Annotated in this window: 16 protein-coding genes and 1 tRNA gene; 7 read left to right on the top strand and 10 right to left on the bottom strand. The window is 32.1% G+C overall.

Going from position 1 to position 19,873, the window contains the following annotated elements:
* Positions 1-514 precede the first annotated feature (514 nt).
* From LG649_RS06780 to LG649_RS06750, 7 genes are all read right to left on the bottom strand, one after another.
* Positions 515-588, bottom strand: a tRNA-Asp gene (locus LG649_RS06780).
* Positions 589-666: 78 nt separating this feature from the next.
* On the bottom strand, positions 667-1,590 hold the full coding sequence (locus tag LG649_RS06775; RefSeq protein ID WP_226542532.1) for a DUF58 domain-containing protein: 924 nt from the start codon (positions 1,588-1,590) through the stop codon (positions 667-669).
* A 10-nt stretch (positions 1,591-1,600) separates the two neighbouring features.
* Positions 1,601-2,143 carry a ClpP family protease gene (locus tag LG649_RS06770; RefSeq protein ID WP_226542530.1) on the bottom strand — a complete coding sequence of 181 codons (543 nt, stop codon included), beginning with the start codon at positions 2,141-2,143 and terminating at the stop codon, positions 1,601-1,603.
* A 79-nt stretch (positions 2,144-2,222) separates the two neighbouring features.
* Complete coding sequence (gene trxA / locus LG649_RS06765) at positions 2,223-2,591, bottom strand: thioredoxin (protein ID WP_394371901.1); 369 nt, start codon at positions 2,589-2,591, stop codon at positions 2,223-2,225.
* Positions 2,592-2,734: 143 nt separating this feature from the next.
* Positions 2,735-3,862, bottom strand: a complete 1,128-nt coding sequence (locus tag LG649_RS16430; RefSeq protein WP_226542528.1) for an acyltransferase family protein — start codon at positions 3,860-3,862, stop codon at positions 2,735-2,737.
* Between the two features lie 149 nt (positions 3,863-4,011).
* Positions 4,012-8,397 (bottom strand): DNA polymerase III subunit alpha, encoded by a 4,386-nt coding sequence (gene dnaE, locus LG649_RS06755; protein WP_226542527.1) that lies wholly within the window; start codon positions 8,395-8,397, stop codon positions 4,012-4,014.
* 177 nt (positions 8,398-8,574) lie between these two features.
* Positions 8,575-9,024, bottom strand: a complete 450-nt coding sequence (locus LG649_RS06750; protein WP_226542519.1) for a ferritin-like domain-containing protein — start codon at positions 9,022-9,024, stop codon at positions 8,575-8,577.
* 400 nt (positions 9,025-9,424) lie between these two features.
* Here LG649_RS06750 and LG649_RS06745 point away from each other — a divergent pair, with 400 nt between their 5' ends.
* Positions 9,425-9,934, top strand: a complete 510-nt coding sequence (locus LG649_RS06745; protein ID WP_226542517.1) for a 30S ribosomal protein S16 — start codon at positions 9,425-9,427, stop codon at positions 9,932-9,934.
* Positions 9,935-10,077: 143 nt separating this feature from the next.
* Positions 10,078-10,602, top strand: coding sequence for a ribosome maturation factor RimM (rimM, locus tag LG649_RS06740; protein WP_226542515.1), 525 nt, complete (start codon positions 10,078-10,080; stop codon positions 10,600-10,602).
* A gap of 17 nt (positions 10,603-10,619) precedes the next feature.
* Here the strand turns inward: rimM and LG649_RS06735 are convergent, their stop codons facing one another.
* The 3 genes from LG649_RS06735 to LG649_RS06725 all read right to left on the bottom strand — a co-directional run bounded on the left by LG649_RS06735 (position 10,620) and on the right by LG649_RS06725 (position 12,348).
* Positions 10,620-11,093 (bottom strand): DUF2383 domain-containing protein, encoded by a 474-nt coding sequence (locus tag LG649_RS06735; RefSeq protein ID WP_226542514.1) that lies wholly within the window; start codon positions 11,091-11,093, stop codon positions 10,620-10,622.
* A 167-nt stretch (positions 11,094-11,260) separates the two neighbouring features.
* Entirely contained in the window at positions 11,261-11,725 is a 465-nt protein-coding gene (locus LG649_RS06730) for a DUF2383 domain-containing protein (RefSeq protein WP_226542512.1), read from the bottom strand.
* Positions 11,726-11,895: 170 nt separating this feature from the next.
* Positions 11,896-12,348 (bottom strand): DUF2383 domain-containing protein, encoded by a 453-nt coding sequence (locus LG649_RS06725; protein ID WP_226542510.1) that lies wholly within the window; start codon positions 12,346-12,348, stop codon positions 11,896-11,898.
* A 116-nt stretch (positions 12,349-12,464) separates the two neighbouring features.
* Between LG649_RS06725 and LG649_RS06720 the strand changes: the two genes are divergently transcribed.
* The 5 genes from LG649_RS06720 to LG649_RS06700 all read left to right on the top strand — a co-directional run bounded on the left by LG649_RS06720 (position 12,465) and on the right by LG649_RS06700 (position 19,870).
* Positions 12,465-13,181, top strand: coding sequence for a tRNA1(Val) (adenine(37)-N6)-methyltransferase (locus LG649_RS06720; protein ID WP_226542559.1), 717 nt, complete (start codon positions 12,465-12,467; stop codon positions 13,179-13,181).
* 97 nt (positions 13,182-13,278) lie between these two features.
* Entirely contained in the window at positions 13,279-14,457 is a 1,179-nt protein-coding gene (locus LG649_RS06715; RefSeq protein WP_226542508.1) for an acyl-CoA dehydrogenase family protein, read from the top strand.
* Between the two features lie 45 nt (positions 14,458-14,502).
* A complete protein-coding gene (locus LG649_RS06710) occupies positions 14,503-15,243 on the top strand; it encodes an SGNH/GDSL hydrolase family protein (RefSeq protein ID WP_226542507.1) in 741 nt (246 codons plus the stop codon).
* A 135-nt stretch (positions 15,244-15,378) separates the two neighbouring features.
* On the top strand, positions 15,379-18,831 hold the full coding sequence (locus tag LG649_RS06705; protein WP_226542505.1) for a hypothetical protein: 3,453 nt from the start codon (positions 15,379-15,381) through the stop codon (positions 18,829-18,831).
* Between the two features lie 139 nt (positions 18,832-18,970).
* Positions 18,971-19,870 carry a metallophosphoesterase gene (locus tag LG649_RS06700; RefSeq protein ID WP_226542503.1) on the top strand — a complete coding sequence of 300 codons (900 nt, stop codon included), beginning with the start codon at positions 18,971-18,973 and terminating at the stop codon, positions 19,868-19,870.
* Positions 19,871-19,873 lie beyond the last annotated feature (3 nt).

Here is a 19,873-nt window from a genome sequence, read left to right as displayed (position 1 = left end):
TTTTAAAACTTTTCTCCTCTTTTAATCTTGTCGCTTTGAATGAACTTATCAAAAACTATTACCGTTTTTGCGGCTGCAAACATACAACCTCTTTTTTAATTCTAAACAACTTTTTGAAACTTTTTTTTCAGATTTTTAAAAACCTCTGAATTCTTTAGGCTTGTAATAAATTTTCAGAGGTCTAAATAGCCCATTCTGAGAAGATAATGTAGATTCTAATTCTTTATTAGCTATATATCACAATACAAATTAAATGATAAGGCTTTTTAAATCATTAGTTCTCTCCTTAGTTATTAAGTTTAGATAATATAAACAAACACATCTTTTTCTTTAGTAACAATATAAAACAGCCACAAACAAAAAAGCATCCCAATTTTCTATAAAGAAAAAAGGAAAGCTTTCCATTGGTTTAACTACTTAAACCTACAGTAAACACTACGCTTACTGAACAACACAACTTCTTTTTATTGCCAAAAAAAGCCTTAACTTGAATTAAGGCTTTTCGCAATTTTTGCGGTCTGGACGGGACTCGAACCCGCGACCTTCGCCGTGACAGGGCGACATTCTAACCAACTGAACTACCAGACCGTTGCGCTATTGCGGATGCAAATATACAAGCCTTTTTCTATTTGCCAAATATTTTTTTAATTTTTTTTGAAAAAATATTCATTTGAACTTTTGACGCTCTATCATATAAGTACCCAGAATAGCATTAAAACCTTTATTTATATTGGCTTCAACGTATTTTATTTTGTATTGTGAACATTTTAGCTTTAAAGCTTTAAAATATTTATTTACTGCTTCATGGTAACTTTTACGAACATTATCTGCATATAAATTTACATGATCGCCTGTTTCTATATCTATAAATTGTTTAGGCTTATTATCAAAATTAAACTGCAATTCCTTTTCTGCATCAAAAACATGAAACAATACTACCTCGTGCTTATTATATTTTAAATGTTGTAAAGCTTCAAATAATCTATTTTCATTTGTTTGAAACATATCGGTAAACAAAAAAATAAGTGACCGCCTGTGTATTTTCTCTGCTATTTCATGAAGATACTTATATGTTTCGGTTATTTTATGTTTTTCTTTTGTTAAAATAGCTTCATTTAAATGATTTAATAGCATTTGATGATGACGTTCGCTACCCTTTTCGGGCGCATAATAATCATACCTATCACTATATATACTGAGACCAACTGCATCTCGTTGCTTTTTTAAAATTTGCATTAAAGCTGCAGATGCTAATACAGAAAAGCCTAGTTTATTAAAATTATCTATCTTTTGAATATCGACTTTTGGATAATGCATTGAGCTACTATTATCTATAATGATATGACAACGTAAGTTAGTTTCATCGTCGTAACGTTTGGTATACAGTTTATCGGTTTTTGCATAAAGTTTCCAATCGATATGGCGTGTACTTTCGCCCTGATTATAAATTTTATGTTCTGCAAATTCTGCTGAAAACCCATGAAACGGACTTTTATGCATACCGGAAATAAACCCCTCTACCACTTGTTTTGCAAGTAACTCAAGATTTGTAAAACCTTCGGATTTATTAAGTTCGTTTTGTAGGTTCAAGTAATAAAATTTATATTATACCATCAACAATTCCGTAAGCCAAAGATTCTTCGGCACCCATCCAATGGTCTCTATTAAAATCTTTCATTACTTTATCGTAATCTTGCCCACAATTTTCGGCTAAAATTTTTGCGCTAAGTTCTTTAGTTTTAATAATTTCTTGTGCCGTAATTTCAATATCGCTTGCTTGCCCGCGAGCACCACCACTTGGTTGGTGAATCATAACACGTGCATGTGGTTGTATAAAACGTTTACCTTTAGTGCCTACAGACAATAAAATAGATCCCATTGAAGCTGCCAAGCCTGTACATACTGTGGATACATCGCTGTTTAAGGATTTTATACAGTCGTACATAGCAAAACCTGATGTTACATAACCTCCAGGGCTATTTATGTATAATGTAATATCTTTTGTTTCGAGAGCATCTAAATACAGTAACCTATCTATTACATGTTTTGCTGATTTATCGTCTACTTGCCCCCACAAAAACACTTTGCGGTCTTCTAACAACTTGCTATCTATAGCATCTTGTACTTTTATTGGTTTACTCATTTTATTTTTTAATTTTTACTAAAATAAAAAAGGTTTACCATAATAGTAAACCTTTTTTATTTTCTTTTTTGATGTTTTATTATAATAACGAATCAATAGCTTCGGTGTAAGCATTTTTTGGAGCAACACCAACTTGTCTACCAACAACTTCACCGTTTTGAAAAACCAAAACTGTAGGTATGTTACGTACACCATATTTTGCAGCAAATTCTTGGTTTGCATCTACGTCTACTTTACCAACAACGGCTTTACCTTCATATTCTCCACTAATTTCTTCAATAATTGGTCCTACCATTCTACATGGTCCGCACCAAGCAGCCCAAAAGTCAACTAACACAGGTTTATCACTTTTTAAAACTGTATCTTCAAAGGTTGCATCTGTAATTTCTAATGCCATAATATATTTTTTTAATGTTTTTAATCTTTTTATTAATACAAAATTAGTCATTTTTTTTTCTAAAGCTTACAAACTAACTATTTGTTTTGTTTATAACTTAATTGTTTCGAGCTATTTTATGTAAAATTTGTAAGTATGAACTACGATTTTCTTTATATTCCTTATAATATTTTCTTAGGTAAATCATAAAATAATTAAACTAGATAAATCAAATTTCTGGCAATTAACCTATTAACAATATTTAGTCTTAGAAATGTTATCTCTAAGCTTGTAAAATTAATTGTTTTTAAGGGATAGAAAAACAAACGCAATACAGGCACTTTTTTTATAAGCTCGTAAATTAAACAACAAATAACAATATTTGAAAAGAATAGTAAAGCATGAAACCAAGGGTTATAAACTTCTAGATTAAAATAAAAACGAAATAAATCAATAAAAAACATATGAAATGCTAATATAAAAAAGCTCGCTTTAGAGCAATACATTAACAAAGAACTTATAAATTTTATCTTTTCAATATATGTACAGATATGAATAATTCCTAAAACCCCTATTAAAGAAACAACTAACATGTAATGATAGTTGTATTTAAAGTTTAGCAGGTTTATTTTAAAATGGAGAATATTAAAATAATTAGTGTATGTAACAATAATTATAAAAATCACAAATAACAATAAAAACTCTTTTCTGTAAAAAAATTTATCACTATTAAAATTCGATTCACTTATTTTTTTTAATGCATAGCCAATAAATAAGTAAGTTATAAATATGGGGACATGACTAATAAATTTAATCTTTAAATAGTTTAATAAAAACAAGGTAATTAAAATACAAAATAAAGAAATATGTTTAAACCTATTTTTTTTTGTAATTATAGTAATTACTCCTCTTAAAACTAATAAACTTAAAAATAAAGGAATTATAAACCATAATGAATAATTTACAACACCCAAATACCCAAAAGTTATGAAGCGCTCATTGAAATATTTAAACAAATCATAGATGGAAACAATACTAGCCGATGACCAATAATGAATAGTATGCATAATAAGTAAAACTGACGCGAAACCAAATAAAGGTTTTATTAGACTATCTGTTTTTGAATAAAAGAAATTTTTAAGACTTTTTTGCTCTGAAAACAAATAACCTGAAACAAAAATGAATAAAGGCATTTTAAATAGCATCACTGAACTATTAAAACTGTTTAAGCTAGGATAAATCTCTTTATTAGAAAAAAAAGGATAATGACTAATAGTCATAAAAATTATACTAACACCTTTTGCTATATCAAAAATTTTTATGCGATTTCTCTGATCTTTCATAAATGGTGTAATATTCATTATATACGAATAAAAACATCAGTTTAGATTAAACAGAATTTCACACAATAAGTTAACTCTTATAATACAGTTAAAAATTTTATTTTAATTAATTTAAATTTACTAATGGGATATCAAGAATATCAAAAACACTAATTCAACTTAAACTTAACATCCAAGGTTTGTAATTCATTTAATAACTCTTGGCTTACTTTTACTTTTTGCCTTCTACTAGGCATAGAGAGTTTAATTTTTTCTTTAGCATCGTAAACCAAAAATGTTAGCGCCTGATTTCCTGGGTGTAAATGAAACAATTCTTTCAAAGCTGTTATTTTTTGTTCTTTTAGGTCATTAATATCTAATTGTAATGATAGTTTTTTAGCATACTGCTCCATAACATCTTGTAGCAACTGAAAACTATTAAATTGAATACGTGGATCGCTCTTTTTACCAGTATCCTTGTTTGTCCAACCTTCACGAACAAATGCTTTTACAAACACAAAATTATTGATCATTAAAAAATGCCTGAATTTTAAATAATCTTCCCCAAAAATTCTGAATTCAAAACTATCGGTATAATCTTCAATAGTAAACATACCCCAGCCTTTACCTTGTTTACTAACCCGGTGTTGCACATCGGTAACCACACCACCAAAAACGAGTTCGCGGTTTACGTATGGCTCTAGATTATTAAACAGGCCTACTGTGGCATTGCAAAAGGTTTTCATTTCGGTTTTAAAATCATCCAATGGATGACCAGAAATATAAATACCTACCACTTCGCGCTCTTTCGATAGCTTTTCCATAGTTCCCCAATCTTCGCACGGTGGAATGGTTGGTTCGGCAATTTGTACTTCACTAGCTTCCCCAAACAAGCTTACTTGGGCAGAGTTTTCGTTTTCCTTATGTTTTTGAGCGTACTTAATAACCATTTCTAAAAAGGTTAAATCGCCTTCTTTATGAAAATATTGAGCTCTATGAGTATCGGTAAAACAATCGAAACCACCCGCATAGGCTAAATTTTCAAAAGCTTTTTTATTTGCAGCTCGTAAATCTATACGTTTTGCTAAATCGAATATGGATTTATATGGTCCATCTTCTTTTCGGTTATCAACAATTGTCATTACCGCACCATGGCCAACTCCTTTTATGGCTCCCATACCAAAACGAACCGCTCCATCGTTATTTACCGAGAATTTGTAATAACTTTCATTAACACTTGGCCCAAGTACTTCCAACTTCATACGCTTACATTCCTCCATAAAGAAGGTGATGGTTTTGATATCGTTCATGTTGTTAGATAGCACTGCTGCCATATATTCTGCAGGGTAATGTGCTTTTAAATACGCTGTTTGATAAGCTATCCATGCATAACATGTGGAGTGCGATTTATTGAAGGCATAACTAGCAAAGGCTTCCCAGTCCTTCCAGACTTTTTCAAGAATTTTTGCATCATGACCATTAGCTTTTGCTTGCTCAATAAACTTAGGTTTCATTTTATCGAGTACCGCAATTTGTTTTTTACCCATGGCTTTACGCAAAATATCTGCTTCACCTTTGGTAAAATCGGCTAATTTTTGCGAGAGTAACATTACCTGCTCTTGGTAAACTGTAATACCATAAGTCTCCTTTAAGTATTCTTCCATTGCTGGTAAATCGTACTCAATTTCTTCATCACCATGCTTACGCCTAACAAAACTTGGAATATATTCCATTGGACCTGGACGATACAATGCGTTCATGGCAATTAAATCTTCAAACACCGTCGGTTTTAAATCTCTAAGGTGTTTTTGCATGCCAGGAGATTCGTACTGGAACACACCAACGGTTTCTCCTCGCTGGAACAACTCGTATGTTTTTTCATCATCCAGAGGAAAACTTTCTGGATCAAGATCTACGTTGTGTTTTGCCTTTACTATTTTAACTGTATCTTTTATTAAGGTTAATGTTTTTAACCCTAAAAAGTCCATTTTAAGTAAGCCTGCCGATTCTACTACGGAGTTGTCAAACTGAGTTACATATAAATCAGAATCTTTTGCCACCGAAACCGGAACGAATTTAGTAATATCATCTGGGGTAATAATTACACCACAAGCATGTATACCAGTATTTCGCACAGAACCTTCAAGCATTCTGGCCGTATTAACTGTTTCTGCTTCAAGATCGCTACCTTCTGAGATGTTTAAAAGTTCGTTTACTTTTTCAAGTTCTTCAGCTCTAAATTTACCTGCTAATGCTTTTTCATCTAAACCAAAAATTTTATTTAGTTTAGACATATTGGGTATTAACTTAGCTATCCTATCTGCATCAAACAATGGTAAATCGAGCACGCGAGCAGTATCTCGAATACTAGACTTTGCTGCCATAGTACCATAAGTAATAATTTGCGCTACTTGGTTTGCGCCGTATTTTTCGATTACATAATCCATAACACGACTTCGGCCTTCATCGTCAAAATCAATATCGATATCGGGCATACTAATACGATCTGGATTTAAAAAACGCTCAAAAAGTAAATCGTATTTCATGGGGTCTATGTTAGTAATCCATAAACAGTAGGCTGCTACCGAACCTGCTGCCGAACCACGCCCAGGACCTACAGACACATCCATTTTTCGAGCTTCGCGAATAAAATCTTCAACAATTAAGAAATATCCTGGATAACCCGTATTTTCAATTACACTTAACTCGAAATCTAGTCGTTCGGTTACCTCTGCCGTAAGTGGTTCTCCATAGCGTTTTTTAGCTCCTTCGTAAACTAAGTGACGTAAATAGGCATTTTCACCACGTTTTCCTCCATCAATTAAATCTTCTTCATGTTTAAACTGATCGGGAATATCGAAAGCAGGTAAAAGAACATCACGAGCTAACTGAAAGGCTTCAATTTTATTTGAAATTTCTTCGGTATTTGCAATAGCATCTGGTAAATCTTTAAAAAGTGCCTTCATCTCATCGGAAGACTTAAAATAATATTCCTGATTTGGCAATCCGTAACGATACCCTCGCCCGCGACCAATTGGTGTGGCTTGCTTTTCGCCATCTTTTACACACAACAAAATATCATGCGCATTCGCATCGGTTTGTTTTTGATAATAGGTATTATTTGTTGCAACTAGCTTTACATTGTGTTTTCTAGCCAGATTAACCAAAGTTGTGTTTACTCGATTTTCGTCTTCTTGATTATGGCGCATCAATTCAACATACAAATCATCACCAAATTCTTCTTTCCACCACAATAAAGCTTCTTCTGCTTGATTCTCACCAATATTCAATACTTTACTTGGCACTTCTCCGTAAAGGTTACCTGTTAGAACAATAATGTCTTCTTTATATTGCTGTATTAATTTTTTATCGATACGTGGCACATAATAAAACCCATTTACAAAGGCATGCGATGATAACTTTGCTAAATTGTGGTACCCATTTTTATTTTTTGCAATTAATACAATTTGGTAACCGTTGTCTTTACGCGACTTATCTAAATGGTTTTCGCATACAAAAAACTCGCAACCAATAATAGGCTTGATAAGTTTTTTATCTGTGGTTTCTCCATTTTCTTCAGCTGCTTCAATTGCGGCTTTAATACTGCTGTTTTGCTTATTAACAGCGTTTATAAAATGAAAAGCTCCCATCATGTTTCCATGATCTGTAAGAGCTACGGCTGGCATGTTGTGCGAAGCTGCAGCTGAAACTAAATCTGGAATACTAATAGTAGATTGAAGAACAGAAAATTGAGAATGGTTATGAAGATGGACAAAATCGACTTCCTTTAATTCGGAAATATTTTGTTTGATTTCTTCAGAAGAAATTTGAGACCCTTCACTTTTTTGAAGCTTAGCTCTTATTTTAGCACTTTCTTTTTTAAGATTAATGTGCTTTAAACCGATAAGTTGAATTTCTTGCGGATTGGCTTCCTTGAAATTTTTAAAATAATCGGGTTCTACATCCAGTTGTTCTTTAGTGTACTCTTCTAAACGTATAAGTTCTAAAAAACAGCGGGTTGTAGCCTCAACATCGGCGGTTGCATTATGAGCTTCTGCAAAAGGCTCGTTAAATAAAAACTCGTGTAACTCGGTTAATGTTGGTAATTTAAATTTTCCGCCACGGCCACCTGGTATTTTACAGAGTTGAGCAGTGTGCTCTGTACAAGTATCTAAAACCGGTAGTTCTTGTAATGGGTTTGTAACGTCTTCACGCACAAATTCTGCTCCCATTATGTTTAAATCGAACTTTACATTTTGCCCTACTACAAATTTTGTTTTGCTTAAGGCTATATTAAATTTTTCTAAAACCTCAGCAAGTGGCACACCTTGTTCTGCTGCTAATTCGGTAGAAATACCATGAATCTTTTCAGCATCATACGGAATATTAAAACCATCGGGTTGTACTAAATAATCTTGACTTTCGATACAATTACCCATAGCATCGTGCAATTGCCATGCGATTTGTATACATCTTGGCCAGTTGTCTACATCTGTTATTGGCGCATCCCAACGTTTTGGTAATCCGGTAGTTTCGGTATCGAAAATTAAGTACATTCCTTAAAATTTATAAATTGATTTGTAAAGCTGATGCTTGAAAAAACGAGTTTATAAAAATACGCAGAATTTCGGCTTTCTCAACAGTAACTTGTTATGAGTTTTAAACAATAAAAAAACGCAACTCAAAATGCATTGAGCTGCGCTTTTTCAAACTAACTAACCAACCAAATAGTTTTATGAAACTAATTCTTCGTGTACTTTTTCGCTATTTATAGCTGCCTGTATTGCGTTTTTTTGATTGAATAACATCGCATCAATACTAGGCGGTAAGGTTCTGTCTTTTAAAACCTCATTATATTCTTTTAAACTGGCTTCTTCGCCACGAATGGCTTCTTCTAAAATAGATTCTTCATCATTTGTAGAGAATAACGATTTTAAACTCATCCAGTTTCGATGCATAGTACCTTTAAAACTTCCCGAATCTTTTGGCTCTTCACCATAATTTAAAATTTCGGTTCGTATTTGTTTAGCAAATTCGCTACGTTCTGAAGCTCGTCTTCTAAAAAATATTTTTAAATTGGTACTATCTACATTGTTAGCAGCATTTAAATACCCTTTTTCGGCATCATAATTTTTAACTAACAATTCATTTAACTTATTAGAAATTTCTTCTGTGTACTTCATAATTCTTTTCATTCATTTAAATTTCTTGTGTTACATTTTAAATAAGAATATGAACTTCTTATTTACTTTACTTCTTAATTGAACACAATTAAATTGAGAAGTAAAAAATTTAATTTTTACAACCTTTAAACAAGGCCTTTATTATTAAACTCAATGTAAAGATACCCAACATAACCGCAGATGTCAAGCTATTTAACAGGGTTTATAATTACATTAAGAGCACCTTAACATGTTCATTATTAAATACATTAAAATCATAAAAACCTTAACAGTTATATTAAATTTAATAATGAGAGTTAATTGTTTTTATATAGCTAAACACTTGAATATTAAAATAATTGAAGTATATTTGCGCCCTCATTAATAACCCGAGGTCGAGAACCTCAATTAATTAATTATTATGCCTGTAAAAATTAGATTACAAAGACACGGTAAAAAAGGAAAACCTTATTACTGGATTGTTGCTGCAGATGCACGCGCAAAAAGAGATGGTAAATACCTTGAAAAATTAGGTGCTTACAACCCTAACACAAACCCTGCAACTGTAGAGTTAAATGTTGATGGTGCTGTAAAGTGGTTACAAAATGGTGCTCAACCAACAGATACTGCTAAAGCTATATTATCGTACAAAGGTGCGTTACTTAAAAAGCATTTAGCTGGTGGTGTTGCAAAAGGCGCTTTAACTGAAGAGCAAGCTGAAGAAAAATTTAACGCTTGGTTACAAGAAAAAGAAGCTAAAGTACAAGCTAAAACAGACGGCTTAAGTGAAGCTGAAGCTAAAGCTAAAGCTGAAGCTCTTGCAGCTGAAAAAGCTGTTAACGAAGCTAGAATTGCTGCTGCTGCTCCTGTTGTTGAAGAGGAAGCAACAGAAGAAGCTGCTGAAGCTGAAGCTACAAACGAAGAAGAATAAAAAACTATTTTTTTATACTTTAAACTCCGGTACAATGTATCGGAGTTTTTTTATTCCGACGAAAGTGGGATTATTAACCAAAAATAAGTTTCTCAAATAAAAGATTTCTGCTTGCGCGGAAATAGAAAAAGAATACCTTTTCTATGAAAAAAGAAGATTGCTTTTACTTAGGAAAAATTGTAAAAAAATACAGTTTTAAAGGTGAGGTTTTAGCCAAACTTGATACCGATGAACCTGAAATTTACGAAAACCTAGACGCTATTTTTTTAGAATTAAAAAATAATTTAATTCCTTTTTTTGTTGAACGTTCGCAATTACATAAATCTGAATTACTACGACTTAAGTTTGAAGATGTAGAATCTGAGGCTGATGCTGACTCTATTTTAAAATGTGACCTGTATTTACCGCTAGATTTATTACCTAAGCTGGACGATGATAAGTTTTACTTCCATGAAATTATTGGTTTTACTGTAATCGACTCTAATTTTGGTGATGTTGGTATAATTAAATCTATAAACGATACAACTGCCCAAGCACTTTTTGAAATAGACCGTGACGGTAAAGAAATTCTTATTCCAATGAACGATGAATTTATAGTAAAAGTTGATAAAAAACAAAAAACCATCGAGGTTAATACTCCTGATGGCTTAATAGATTTATATTTATAACAAATTACTTAATAAAACTAAACTGCTACTTTGTTTCTTAAACATGAGTCTTTATAAACATTAATAGCATAAAGCGTCATTACTAAGTTTTCTTTTTGAATTTTTAGGGTATGCTCTAATTCATCAGATAAATCTAACTTATTTATTACCGCTTGGTATCTCTCTATATCTATCATTTGAATTTTTCCAATTTCTGTAAATGTAAAAACATCGTCGTGTGATGATTTTATACTTTTAAGAATTTCATTTAATCCATATCCAACCATTAAAGGTGTAGATACCTGTGGGTATTCTGGTATTCCTCCTTCATTTCTAATAGCTGAATCTAATGCCTTAATAAATTGGGCTCTATCATTACTAATTAGTCTTAAAAACTTTGAAACAGATTCGCTTTCAATATTTTCAGATAAATTAATAAATGCTTTTTCCGTGTTAAAATTTAAAGTTAGCAATTTGTTTAAGTATGCTACATTTTCTGGAGAATTCTTCATAATAAAGCAGGTTTAAGATTGATTATAACATTTAGTTACCTAATTTGGCTTAAACGAATTTATACAAAACTTTAAAACCTGTACAGAATTTTTAGAAAAAACTGACAAAATTTAACTATAAAAGGTATAAAAAATCGATGAAATGCAATTTTTGTAGAAAAATACTACTAAATAAGCTGATTTCTGGCAAATAAATCTTTATGTACCTCAATACCGTATAAAGAATGTATTATGGCATCTTTTTGTTTTCTTAAAGAATTTTCAATTTGTTCTGGAAAATCAAAATTATTTAAAATTTTCTGATACTTTTCAATATCAGTGACCTGCATTTTACCTATTTCATTTAAAATTTTAAGTTTATTACTTTTTAAAACAGTTTTGTTAAATGAAGCTGTGATAATATTACTTTTAATAAGAGAAGTATCTGGATAAGTTGGTATCCCTCCAATTTGCCTAATGGCAGAATCTATTTTTTTTATAAATTGTTTACGCTCGTAACCCGAAACACGTAAAAAATTCTTGATAACTGTGTTTTCAACATTATCAATAACTTCTATAAAAGCTTGTTCAGCTTTATAATTAATGTTTAATAATCGGTTTAATTGCTTATTAATCTGCTCTTTACTCTTCATTGTTTAGTTATATTCGAAATGAAAAACATTTCTGGGTATTTAAAGGAGAACTCTAATTTAATAAAAAACTAATTACTGTATGCCCTTAATCACAAAAACATGAGGAAATACAATATACTAAACAATCCTAATCTACATAAACATAAAATATTTATTGAAGAGCGTAGGTGTTAAGCTACAAATGCAGCTTCTCGCTTTAAAACACGCATTGTAGACTGTACATTATCGCGTTGTTTTACTAATAATTTACAAAGTTTTAATGGTAAATGTGGTTGCATTAAAACATCGTTATAATTATCTATAGTTTCTTGTTTTAGGTTAAATACCTCATCTAATAAATCTAATTCATTGTCAGAAAAAACAAGATTTCTAACTTTCATTTTAGTTTTATAAAAACGTTTACTTTGAATTGATTTTGGCTCTGGAGTTTCGCCTAAATTTTCTATTTCTAATTTAATTAACTCACTAAATTCATGGCGTTCTAAAGCACGCTCTTTAAAAAAGTTTTTTAAAGAAACATCTGACACTTTTTCTTCAACTTCACTATAAATCTCCTCAACTTCATTATTTAATGATAATAAATTATTAAGTTTTTCCATTATTTTTTGCACGTATCTTTTCATAACCTATTTTATTAAATTTGTAATATTTCATATACGACTAGATAACTTGTTTTAGACTTTATAATTATATTTTTTAACACTTTTTAGCAGTTTTAACCTATTTTTACGAAAAAATGATGGCAAATACCCCATTTGTATTTAAACAGTTTACAGTAAATCAAAACCAATGTGCCATGAAAATTGGTACCGATGGTGTTTTACTTGGCGCATGGACTTCTATTGCAAAAAAACCTTTTTCAATTTTAGATATTGGTGCAGGAACAGGCATATTAGCCTTAATGCTTGCACAGCGCAGTAATGCCGAAGTTATTGATGCTCTTGAAATTGATGATGCTGCTTACGAACAATGTGTGGATAATTTTGAACAATCGCCTTGGGGAGATCGTTTGTTTTGTTACCATGCATCTATAGAAGAATTTGCTGATGAAATTGAAGATAAATATGATTTAATTGTTTGTAACCCTCCTTTTTATGCTGAAGATTATAAAACAGATAACAAGCAACGTGATTTAGCACGCTTTCAAGACGCTATGCCATTTCAACATTTATTAGAATGTGTAGCAATTTTACTTGATAAAAAAGGAAGCTTTACTGTTATAATTCCTTACAGTGAAGAAGACAAGTTTATTGAATTGGCTTTAAAGCACAAATTATTTGCGAATACTGTTTTACACGTAAAAGGGAATTTAAATACTCCTAAAAAACGAAGTTTAATTGAGTTTTCATTTGAAAACAAACAATTACAAACAGAAACGTTAGTAATAGAAAACGAAAGACACAACTACACCACCGAATACATAAACCTAACTAAAGATTTTTACTTAAAAATGTAATATTCTAAATATTATTGAAGCACAACCTAAATGATTCGGCGTTACTTTTTGTATATTTTAATTCAATTAATATAAAACCATACCATTGATATAACACATGAAACCCGATATTTTTGAAGCACCCGATTATTATAATTTAGATGAATTATTAAACGAAGAACATAAATTAGTTAGAAATTCAACCAGAAGTTGGGTAAAACGTGAAGTGTCTCCAATTATAAACGAGTATGCGCAAAAAGCAGAATTTCCTAAGCAAATAATTAAAGGTTTAGCCAATATAGGCGCTTTTGGAGCATATATTCCCCAAGAATATGGCGGAGCAGGTTTAGACCAAATTAGTTATGGCTTAATTATGCAAGAAATAGAGCGCGGCGATTCTGGTATACGATCAACTGCATCGGTACAATCATCTTTAGTTATGTACCCTATCTGGAAATATGGTAATGAAGCGCAACGTAAAAAATACTTACCTAAACTTGCTAGTGGCGAATGGATGGGCTGTTTTGGTTTAACCGAGCCCGATTATGGCAGTAACCCAAGCGGGATGGTTACTAATTTTAAAGATAAAGGCGACCATTACTTATTAAATGGCGCTAAAATGTGGATTAGCAATGCACCTTTTGCTCAAGTAGCTGTGGTTTGGGCTAAAAATGAAACGGGAAGAGTTCACGGACTAATTGTTGAACGCGGCATGGTAGGGTTTTCAACACCCGAAACACACAATAAATGGTCATTGCGTGCTAGTGCAACTGGAGAGCTTATTTTCGAAAACGTAAAAGTCCCTAAAGACAATTTGTTACCAAACAAATCGGGTTTAGGCGCACCACTAGGCTGCTTAGATTCTGCTAGGTATGGCATTGCTTGGGGTGCTATTGGTGCCGCTATGGATTGCTACGACACCGCACTTCGATACAGTAAAGAACGTATACAATTTGGTAAACCTATTGGCAAGTTTCAACTACAGCAAAAAAAGTTAGCAGAAATGATTACCGAAATTACCAAAGCACAACTTTTAACATGGCGTTTGGGTGTTTTACGGAACCAGGACAAAGCAACCTCTGCTCAAATATCTATGGCTAAACGCAATAATGTAGATATGGCGTTAAACATAGCCAGAGAAGCGCGCCAAATGTTAGGGGCCATGGGAATATCTGGAGAGTACAGTATTATGAGACATATGATGAATTTAGAAAGTGTAATTACCTACGAAGGCACACACGATATTCATTTGCTTATTACCGGTTTAGATATTACAGGTTATAATGCATTTAAATAATTGACTACTTAAAAAACATTATTATATATTTAATAAAACCTTTGTATGAAATTTGTTTACACCTTAATTTACTTGGTTTCACTTTATGGTTTTAGTCAAACGCCAGCAGAACAATTCCATAATAAATCGCAAGAAGACATCAGATTAACTAAAGTCTCAGCAAGTAAAAGCACAAATCAAAAATCATATAAAATATTAGCTTTAGGAGACAGTTACACCATAGGTGAAAGTGTTTGCAATACTTGTAGGTTCCCCGAACAGCTAAAGGATAGTTTAAACACTAGTTTTAGAGCCCAAAACCCTATAAAACTAAAAGTTATAGCTACAACTGGCTGGACAACAACTAATTTAATTAATGGAATTACTGAACAAAATTTAGAAAATAATTTTGATTTAGTAACATTACTTATTGGAGTAAATAATCAATACCAAAATCTAAATTTTTCAATTTATGAAAAAGAATTTCCAGAACTAGTAAAAACAGCTATTAAACATGGTAAGGGCAACAAGGCAAACCTTATTGTAATTTCTATTCCAGATTATGCACATACACCCTTTGGTAAAGGCAATAAAATTATTTCTGAAGCTATAGATAAATATAATGCCTTTGCAGAACAATATTGTATTTTAAACAATATTACTTTTATTAATATTACAGACATTACACGCAAAGGCTTAAACAACACAGAACTTGTAGCATCAGACAAACTTCATCCTTCAACTAAAGCATATACACAATTTGTAAAACGCCTTTTACCTTGGGCTAAAAAAAAGCTTGAAAACTAAACTTTTAACTCAAACGTTTTATTAAAAAAATACATGTTTAACTGATTTTCGTCAGCTTTTTTCAGCGATACTAAATATAAATTTGTTTCAAGGATTTCCAGAAAACGGAAATAATAACTACTAAAGAAACAAATTATGGAAGACACACGAAAAGACATTGTTCAATTTATAAATTTACAATTAGCAACTTTAGGTCAACCCATTTATAAAGACAAACCAGGTAGTAAAGAAGTGCTTTGCGATCCAGATTTTGAAAAAACAACAAGGCCGTTAATAATGAGCCTTAGAGAAAAATCAAGGTTATTAGCAGAACACCTTTCGCCTGCAGATTCGCGTATTCAAAGTTTTATAGACGATTATTTAAAAGATACTGGCTTTAAAAAGTCATATAAACTACCAAATAACACTCTAATTTTATCTAAAAAAGGACAGGCAAGAGAAGCCAGTTTACCTCCAGACGGAAACTCATTTGAGAGTAATTTAGTTACATCTAAACGTTTAAAGCAAGGCGTGTTAAATAATCCTTTACACGACAAACGTACTACTAAAGGCACATTTCATATAGTTGAAGGACCTCTTCCTGTACCTTTAGATAAAAAAGAAGTACCAAAAATTGTTTTTGCTCACTTTTTAAACGAAGCATTTAAACCATCAGACGAGTTAAACACTTTGCCGTTTACTTCCAACCAAGAAAACCAAGCTAAAACAATGGTTTCAATGTTACTTCGTCCTGTAGTTTGCCCAGAAGTAAAAGGTGTTATTGCAGAAAAATCTTTAGAAGTTCGTTTTTATGCGCCAGGTTCTTTAGTTAGTAATTTAGATTTTGTTGAAAATATTTTTGGCAACGCAGGCAATCCAAATTTAGCACATAATGATGCTGCTCTAGATCCGGAGCATTGGACAGGACACACCGGTTGTATAATTCTAGCTCCACAATTATTAAAACTTAAGAAAAAAGATGTTGGTTTACCACATTTTGATGATGCTACCGAGCGCCAGAAAAAAGATGGCATGTGCTGGAAAAACGAAAACGAACTTTACAACGATGGTGGTGCTTTTAAAATTACCTGTAGAGACGATCGCGGTGTTGTAGTTACCATTATTGCAGACAATTATTATGGATATTCTAAAAAAGAAATTAAAACACAAATTAGTTATTCTGCCAATCTATTTGGTTTAGCCGAAGAAGAACATGCAGGTGGAGCCATTGCTTATGCCAGACGTGTTATGGGAGATACAGTAAACTGTTCAGACTACCAAAAATATTATGGATTAGATCAAACTTTTGAGGATGTTAAAACCTTACTAGCAGATAGAATTGAAGTAAAACCAGAAAATTATGCTGTAGATAAAAATTACCCAAATATTATTTACATTCCTGAAGCTTCATATTTCGATACTAATAAAAATTGTATTACCTGGATGCATAATGGTAAAGAGCAAAAATTAACCTTGTCTCCTTTTAAAACCTATATTCATCCGTCAGGAAATAAATTACGATTAGAAGAGCACAAATCAATCAATTTGTGGCGCATGGTTGAAACTTATCCAGAGGGTGTATTTTGCCATAAACCGTGTACGGTGTCTGGTGGCGGTAAATCAGAAATTTCAAAATCTATGCAAAACGCTATTACTTATAGCCGTTTTAATATCCATGATATTGAAGAAGATTTTAAAAAAGCCGATGAAATTATTGAATTTGATTACTCAACACGCTGGAAAGTTAAAGACCCTAACAGACCTAAATCTAGATCTTTATTAAGCGAAGATAGAACTTTAGGCTCTGTTGTAAAACTGCTAACACCTTCAGAAGAAAACTCAGATGAGTTTAATGCATTCTTAAAAAGTATTCCTGTTCATGTACGCACATTAGTATTATTTGTAAAACGCCTTTTTAGACAAGCACATGGTGGCAACCTTAACTGGAAAGACATGATGTCTGTTGAAATAATTAACGGTGTAAAAGGCACATCATTACTTTACAACAACACACCTGTAGTTGGTAGTTATGTACGTATAGGTTTTAATCAAGAAGGTAGTTGGATGCTTAATAAATTACGCTCAGATTTTGCAGCGAGCGAAAAAATTCAAACAGAAGACGATATTACTGCATCTATAACATTTCCTAAAAATCAGTTTAAAAATTTAAATGAAGAATATGGCAACCAAAGTGTAAAAATAGCTACTAACTGTGAGGCTCATTTATTTCAACGCCCAGACGAAGCCATTGTACGTGGTTACGATAAAGGTGCAGAGTTAGACATTGTTACAAACGGAAGGTTTTTAACCAACTACGAAATGCTAACCAAAGCAGACGCTATTGAAATTTATGAAGACACCATAAACTACGACAAATACACGCAGCCAGTAAAAGATTTTATAAAAGAAATAATTGATTCTGAAGATGAGGACACCCAATTTGTACTACCATCACATCCAAGAATTGTAGATGGAGAGCCCACTAAAAACCCACGTTATTTAGAACCAAACAAATTTTATAATGAAACGGAAGCCTCTTACATTTCAGATGTTGGGGTTCGGTTAAAACGAAAAATAAAACCTGAAAACCCTGTAATTCATGCTGTAAATGCTGTATTACCCGGTAGAAGAAATAATCCAGCCGATAGAGATGCCGGAATAAGACCTTTGGCGGTATATAACCCAATACACTATCAAGAAACACCAGAATTATTCATGGATTTTGTTTGTAGTTTAACAGGTAAATCTCCATCTACAACTGGAGCTGGATCTGAAGGTGCTTTAACAAAAGCACCATTTAATATGCTAACACCAACAACCGATTTAAATAATGCTTTATTATCTCATATTTTAACCGAATCTAACGGATTTAGCACAGCCGCTGGTTATATTGGTGTAGAAAATAAAATAGATCATGATGTTAGTCTTCTAATTCCAGAAATTTGGGCTAGAATGGCTCCAGAAGATCGAGACCCTAAAAACCTAATTACCTATGGCGCTTTAGAAAAATTAGAAGATTTTGAACACAATGGAGAAAAGATTTTGGCAAGCCGTTTGGGGTATAGAATTACAAAAAAATTCGCTTTAAGATGTTTAAATAGAATTTTTGATGAACCCACTGCTGTTTTTAACGAAAAAATGCTTAAACCAGAATTACAAAATTTAGAAGATTACGTTGATGGTATAAATAACATTGTTGAAGCACAACAAAAAGTAGCATTAAATTACTTTGAAGACGGTAGTGTAAATGCCGCTATTCCTCCATTAAAAATCTTACTTAATATTATGGCATACGGTCATTATGAAGGCAAAGCAATAAGCGATACTGAATTACGTAAATTCTTCACAAGAGATTATGTAATTAATAGCAACTGGTATAAAGAACGTTTAGTATTAAAACAACAAAAAGACATAGCTTACTATAGTAAAGAAATAGAATATTTAGAAGCGTTTGTAAACAACCCTATTAACAGTCTTTTAGTTGAAGAAATGCAACTTACAGAACGTTTAAAAACTACTAAAAACTTGTACAATAAAGTAAAATCGCCTGAATATTTAGAAGAATTAGTAGGTACAATTGGAGCTGACCCTTTATATTATAATAATTAAGATTAATAGCTTTCTTAAAGGCCCACATAAAGTTACATTTGTTCTTATGTGGGCTTTTTTATGCTCTGCATTAACCATTTTTTATCCAAAAACATAAAAAAAGTATTAAGAAAAGAAACGCTTTTTTTACATTTACTACATGCTTTCATCCAAAAAAAGATTAGATAACGCTTATAAAAATGCTAAAGTTGTAGAGTTCGACGACACTAGTAAATTTATTCTTTTTAGTGATTGCCACCGTGGCGACAATAGTTTTGCAGACGATTTTGCTAACAACCGCAACATTTATTTTCATGCTCTAAAATATTATTACGCCGAAGGCTTTAATTATTGCGAACTTGGTGATGGGGACGAGCTATGGGAAAACCTCTCTTTCAGTTCCATTTTAAACGCTCATAAAAATGTGTATATGCTTATGAAACAATTTCATGAAGAGCAAAAATTACACATGATTTGGGGTAATCATGATATGGTGTACCGAAATGAAAACTATGTAAAAAAGAATTTATCTACTTTTTTCGATCCTAAAATTGGTGAAGATGTTCCTCTTTTTAAAGATTTAAAATATAACGAAGCTATTATTTTAAAACATTGCAGAACGGGACAAGAACTTTTTTTAACCCACGGTCATCAAGCCGATTGGTGGAATTTTTTATTCTGGAAATGGAGCCGATTTTTAGTACGTATTTTATGGAAGCCATTAAACGTTATGGGAATTGCAGACCCAACAAGTCCGGCAAAAAACTACACAGAGCTTATAAAGGTTGAAAAACGAACCAAAAAATGGATTGCAGCCAACAACAATTTACTCACTATTGTTGGCCATACACACAGACCACGATTTCCTGAACCTGGTGATATCGCTTTTTTTAATGATGGTAGCTGCGTACACCCTAGAAGCATTACAGGTATTGAAATTGAAAACGGCAAAATTTCACTTATAAAATGGCAAATTGCCACTAAAGACGATGGCACTTTACAAATAGTTCGTGTTTTATTAGAAGGACCAAGAAAGTTAGAAGATTATAAAACTGATTAACTT

This window comes from Neotamlana laminarinivorans, assembly GCF_020523925.1.
Classification (GTDB): Bacteria; Bacteroidota; Bacteroidia; order Flavobacteriales; family Flavobacteriaceae; genus Neotamlana; species Neotamlana laminarinivorans.
Note: the sequence above shows the minus strand (reverse complement) of the source record. Positions and strands in the feature narration are given on the sequence as shown.

What these genes read in the sequence shown, in the direction of transcription:
- LG649_RS06715 (WP_226542508.1), top strand. Translation starts at nt 13,279, where the DNA reads ATGAAACCCGATATTTTTGAAGCACCCGATTATTATAATTTAGATGAA.
- LG649_RS06720 (WP_226542559.1), top strand. Translation starts at nt 12,465, where the DNA reads ATGGCAAATACCCCATTTGTATTTAAACAGTTTACAGTAAATCAAAAC.
- LG649_RS06735 (WP_226542514.1), bottom strand. Translation starts at nt 11,093, where the DNA reads ATGAAGAATTCTCCAGAAAATGTAGCATACTTAAACAAATTGCTAACT.
- LG649_RS06700 (WP_226542503.1), top strand. Translation starts at nt 18,971, where the DNA reads ATGCTTTCATCCAAAAAAAGATTAGATAACGCTTATAAAAATGCTAAA.
- LG649_RS06750 (WP_226542519.1), bottom strand. Translation starts at nt 9,024, where the DNA reads ATGAAGTACACAGAAGAAATTTCTAATAAGTTAAATGAATTGTTAGTT.
- LG649_RS06730 (WP_226542512.1), bottom strand. Translation starts at nt 11,725, where the DNA reads ATGAAGAGTAAAGAGCAGATTAATAAGCAATTAAACCGATTATTAAAC.
- LG649_RS06745 (WP_226542517.1), top strand. Translation starts at nt 9,425, where the DNA reads ATGCCTGTAAAAATTAGATTACAAAGACACGGTAAAAAAGGAAAACCT.
- rimM (WP_226542515.1), top strand. Translation starts at nt 10,078, where the DNA reads ATGAAAAAAGAAGATTGCTTTTACTTAGGAAAAATTGTAAAAAAATAC.
- dnaE (WP_226542527.1), bottom strand. Translation starts at nt 8,397, where the DNA reads ATGTACTTAATTTTCGATACCGAAACTACCGGATTACCAAAACGTTGG.
- trxA (WP_394371901.1), bottom strand. Translation starts at nt 2,591, where the DNA reads ATGACTAATTTTGTATTAATAAAAAGATTAAAAACATTAAAAAAATAT.
- LG649_RS06705 (WP_226542505.1), top strand. Translation starts at nt 15,379, where the DNA reads ATGGAAGACACACGAAAAGACATTGTTCAATTTATAAATTTACAATTA.
- LG649_RS06710 (WP_226542507.1), top strand. Translation starts at nt 14,503, where the DNA reads ATGAAATTTGTTTACACCTTAATTTACTTGGTTTCACTTTATGGTTTT.
- LG649_RS06725 (WP_226542510.1), bottom strand. Translation starts at nt 12,348, where the DNA reads ATGAAAAGATACGTGCAAAAAATAATGGAAAAACTTAATAATTTATTA.
- LG649_RS16430 (WP_226542528.1), bottom strand. Translation starts at nt 3,862, where the DNA reads ATGAAAGATCAGAGAAATCGCATAAAAATTTTTGATATAGCAAAAGGT.
- LG649_RS06770 (WP_226542530.1), bottom strand. Translation starts at nt 2,143, where the DNA reads ATGAGTAAACCAATAAAAGTACAAGATGCTATAGATAGCAAGTTGTTA.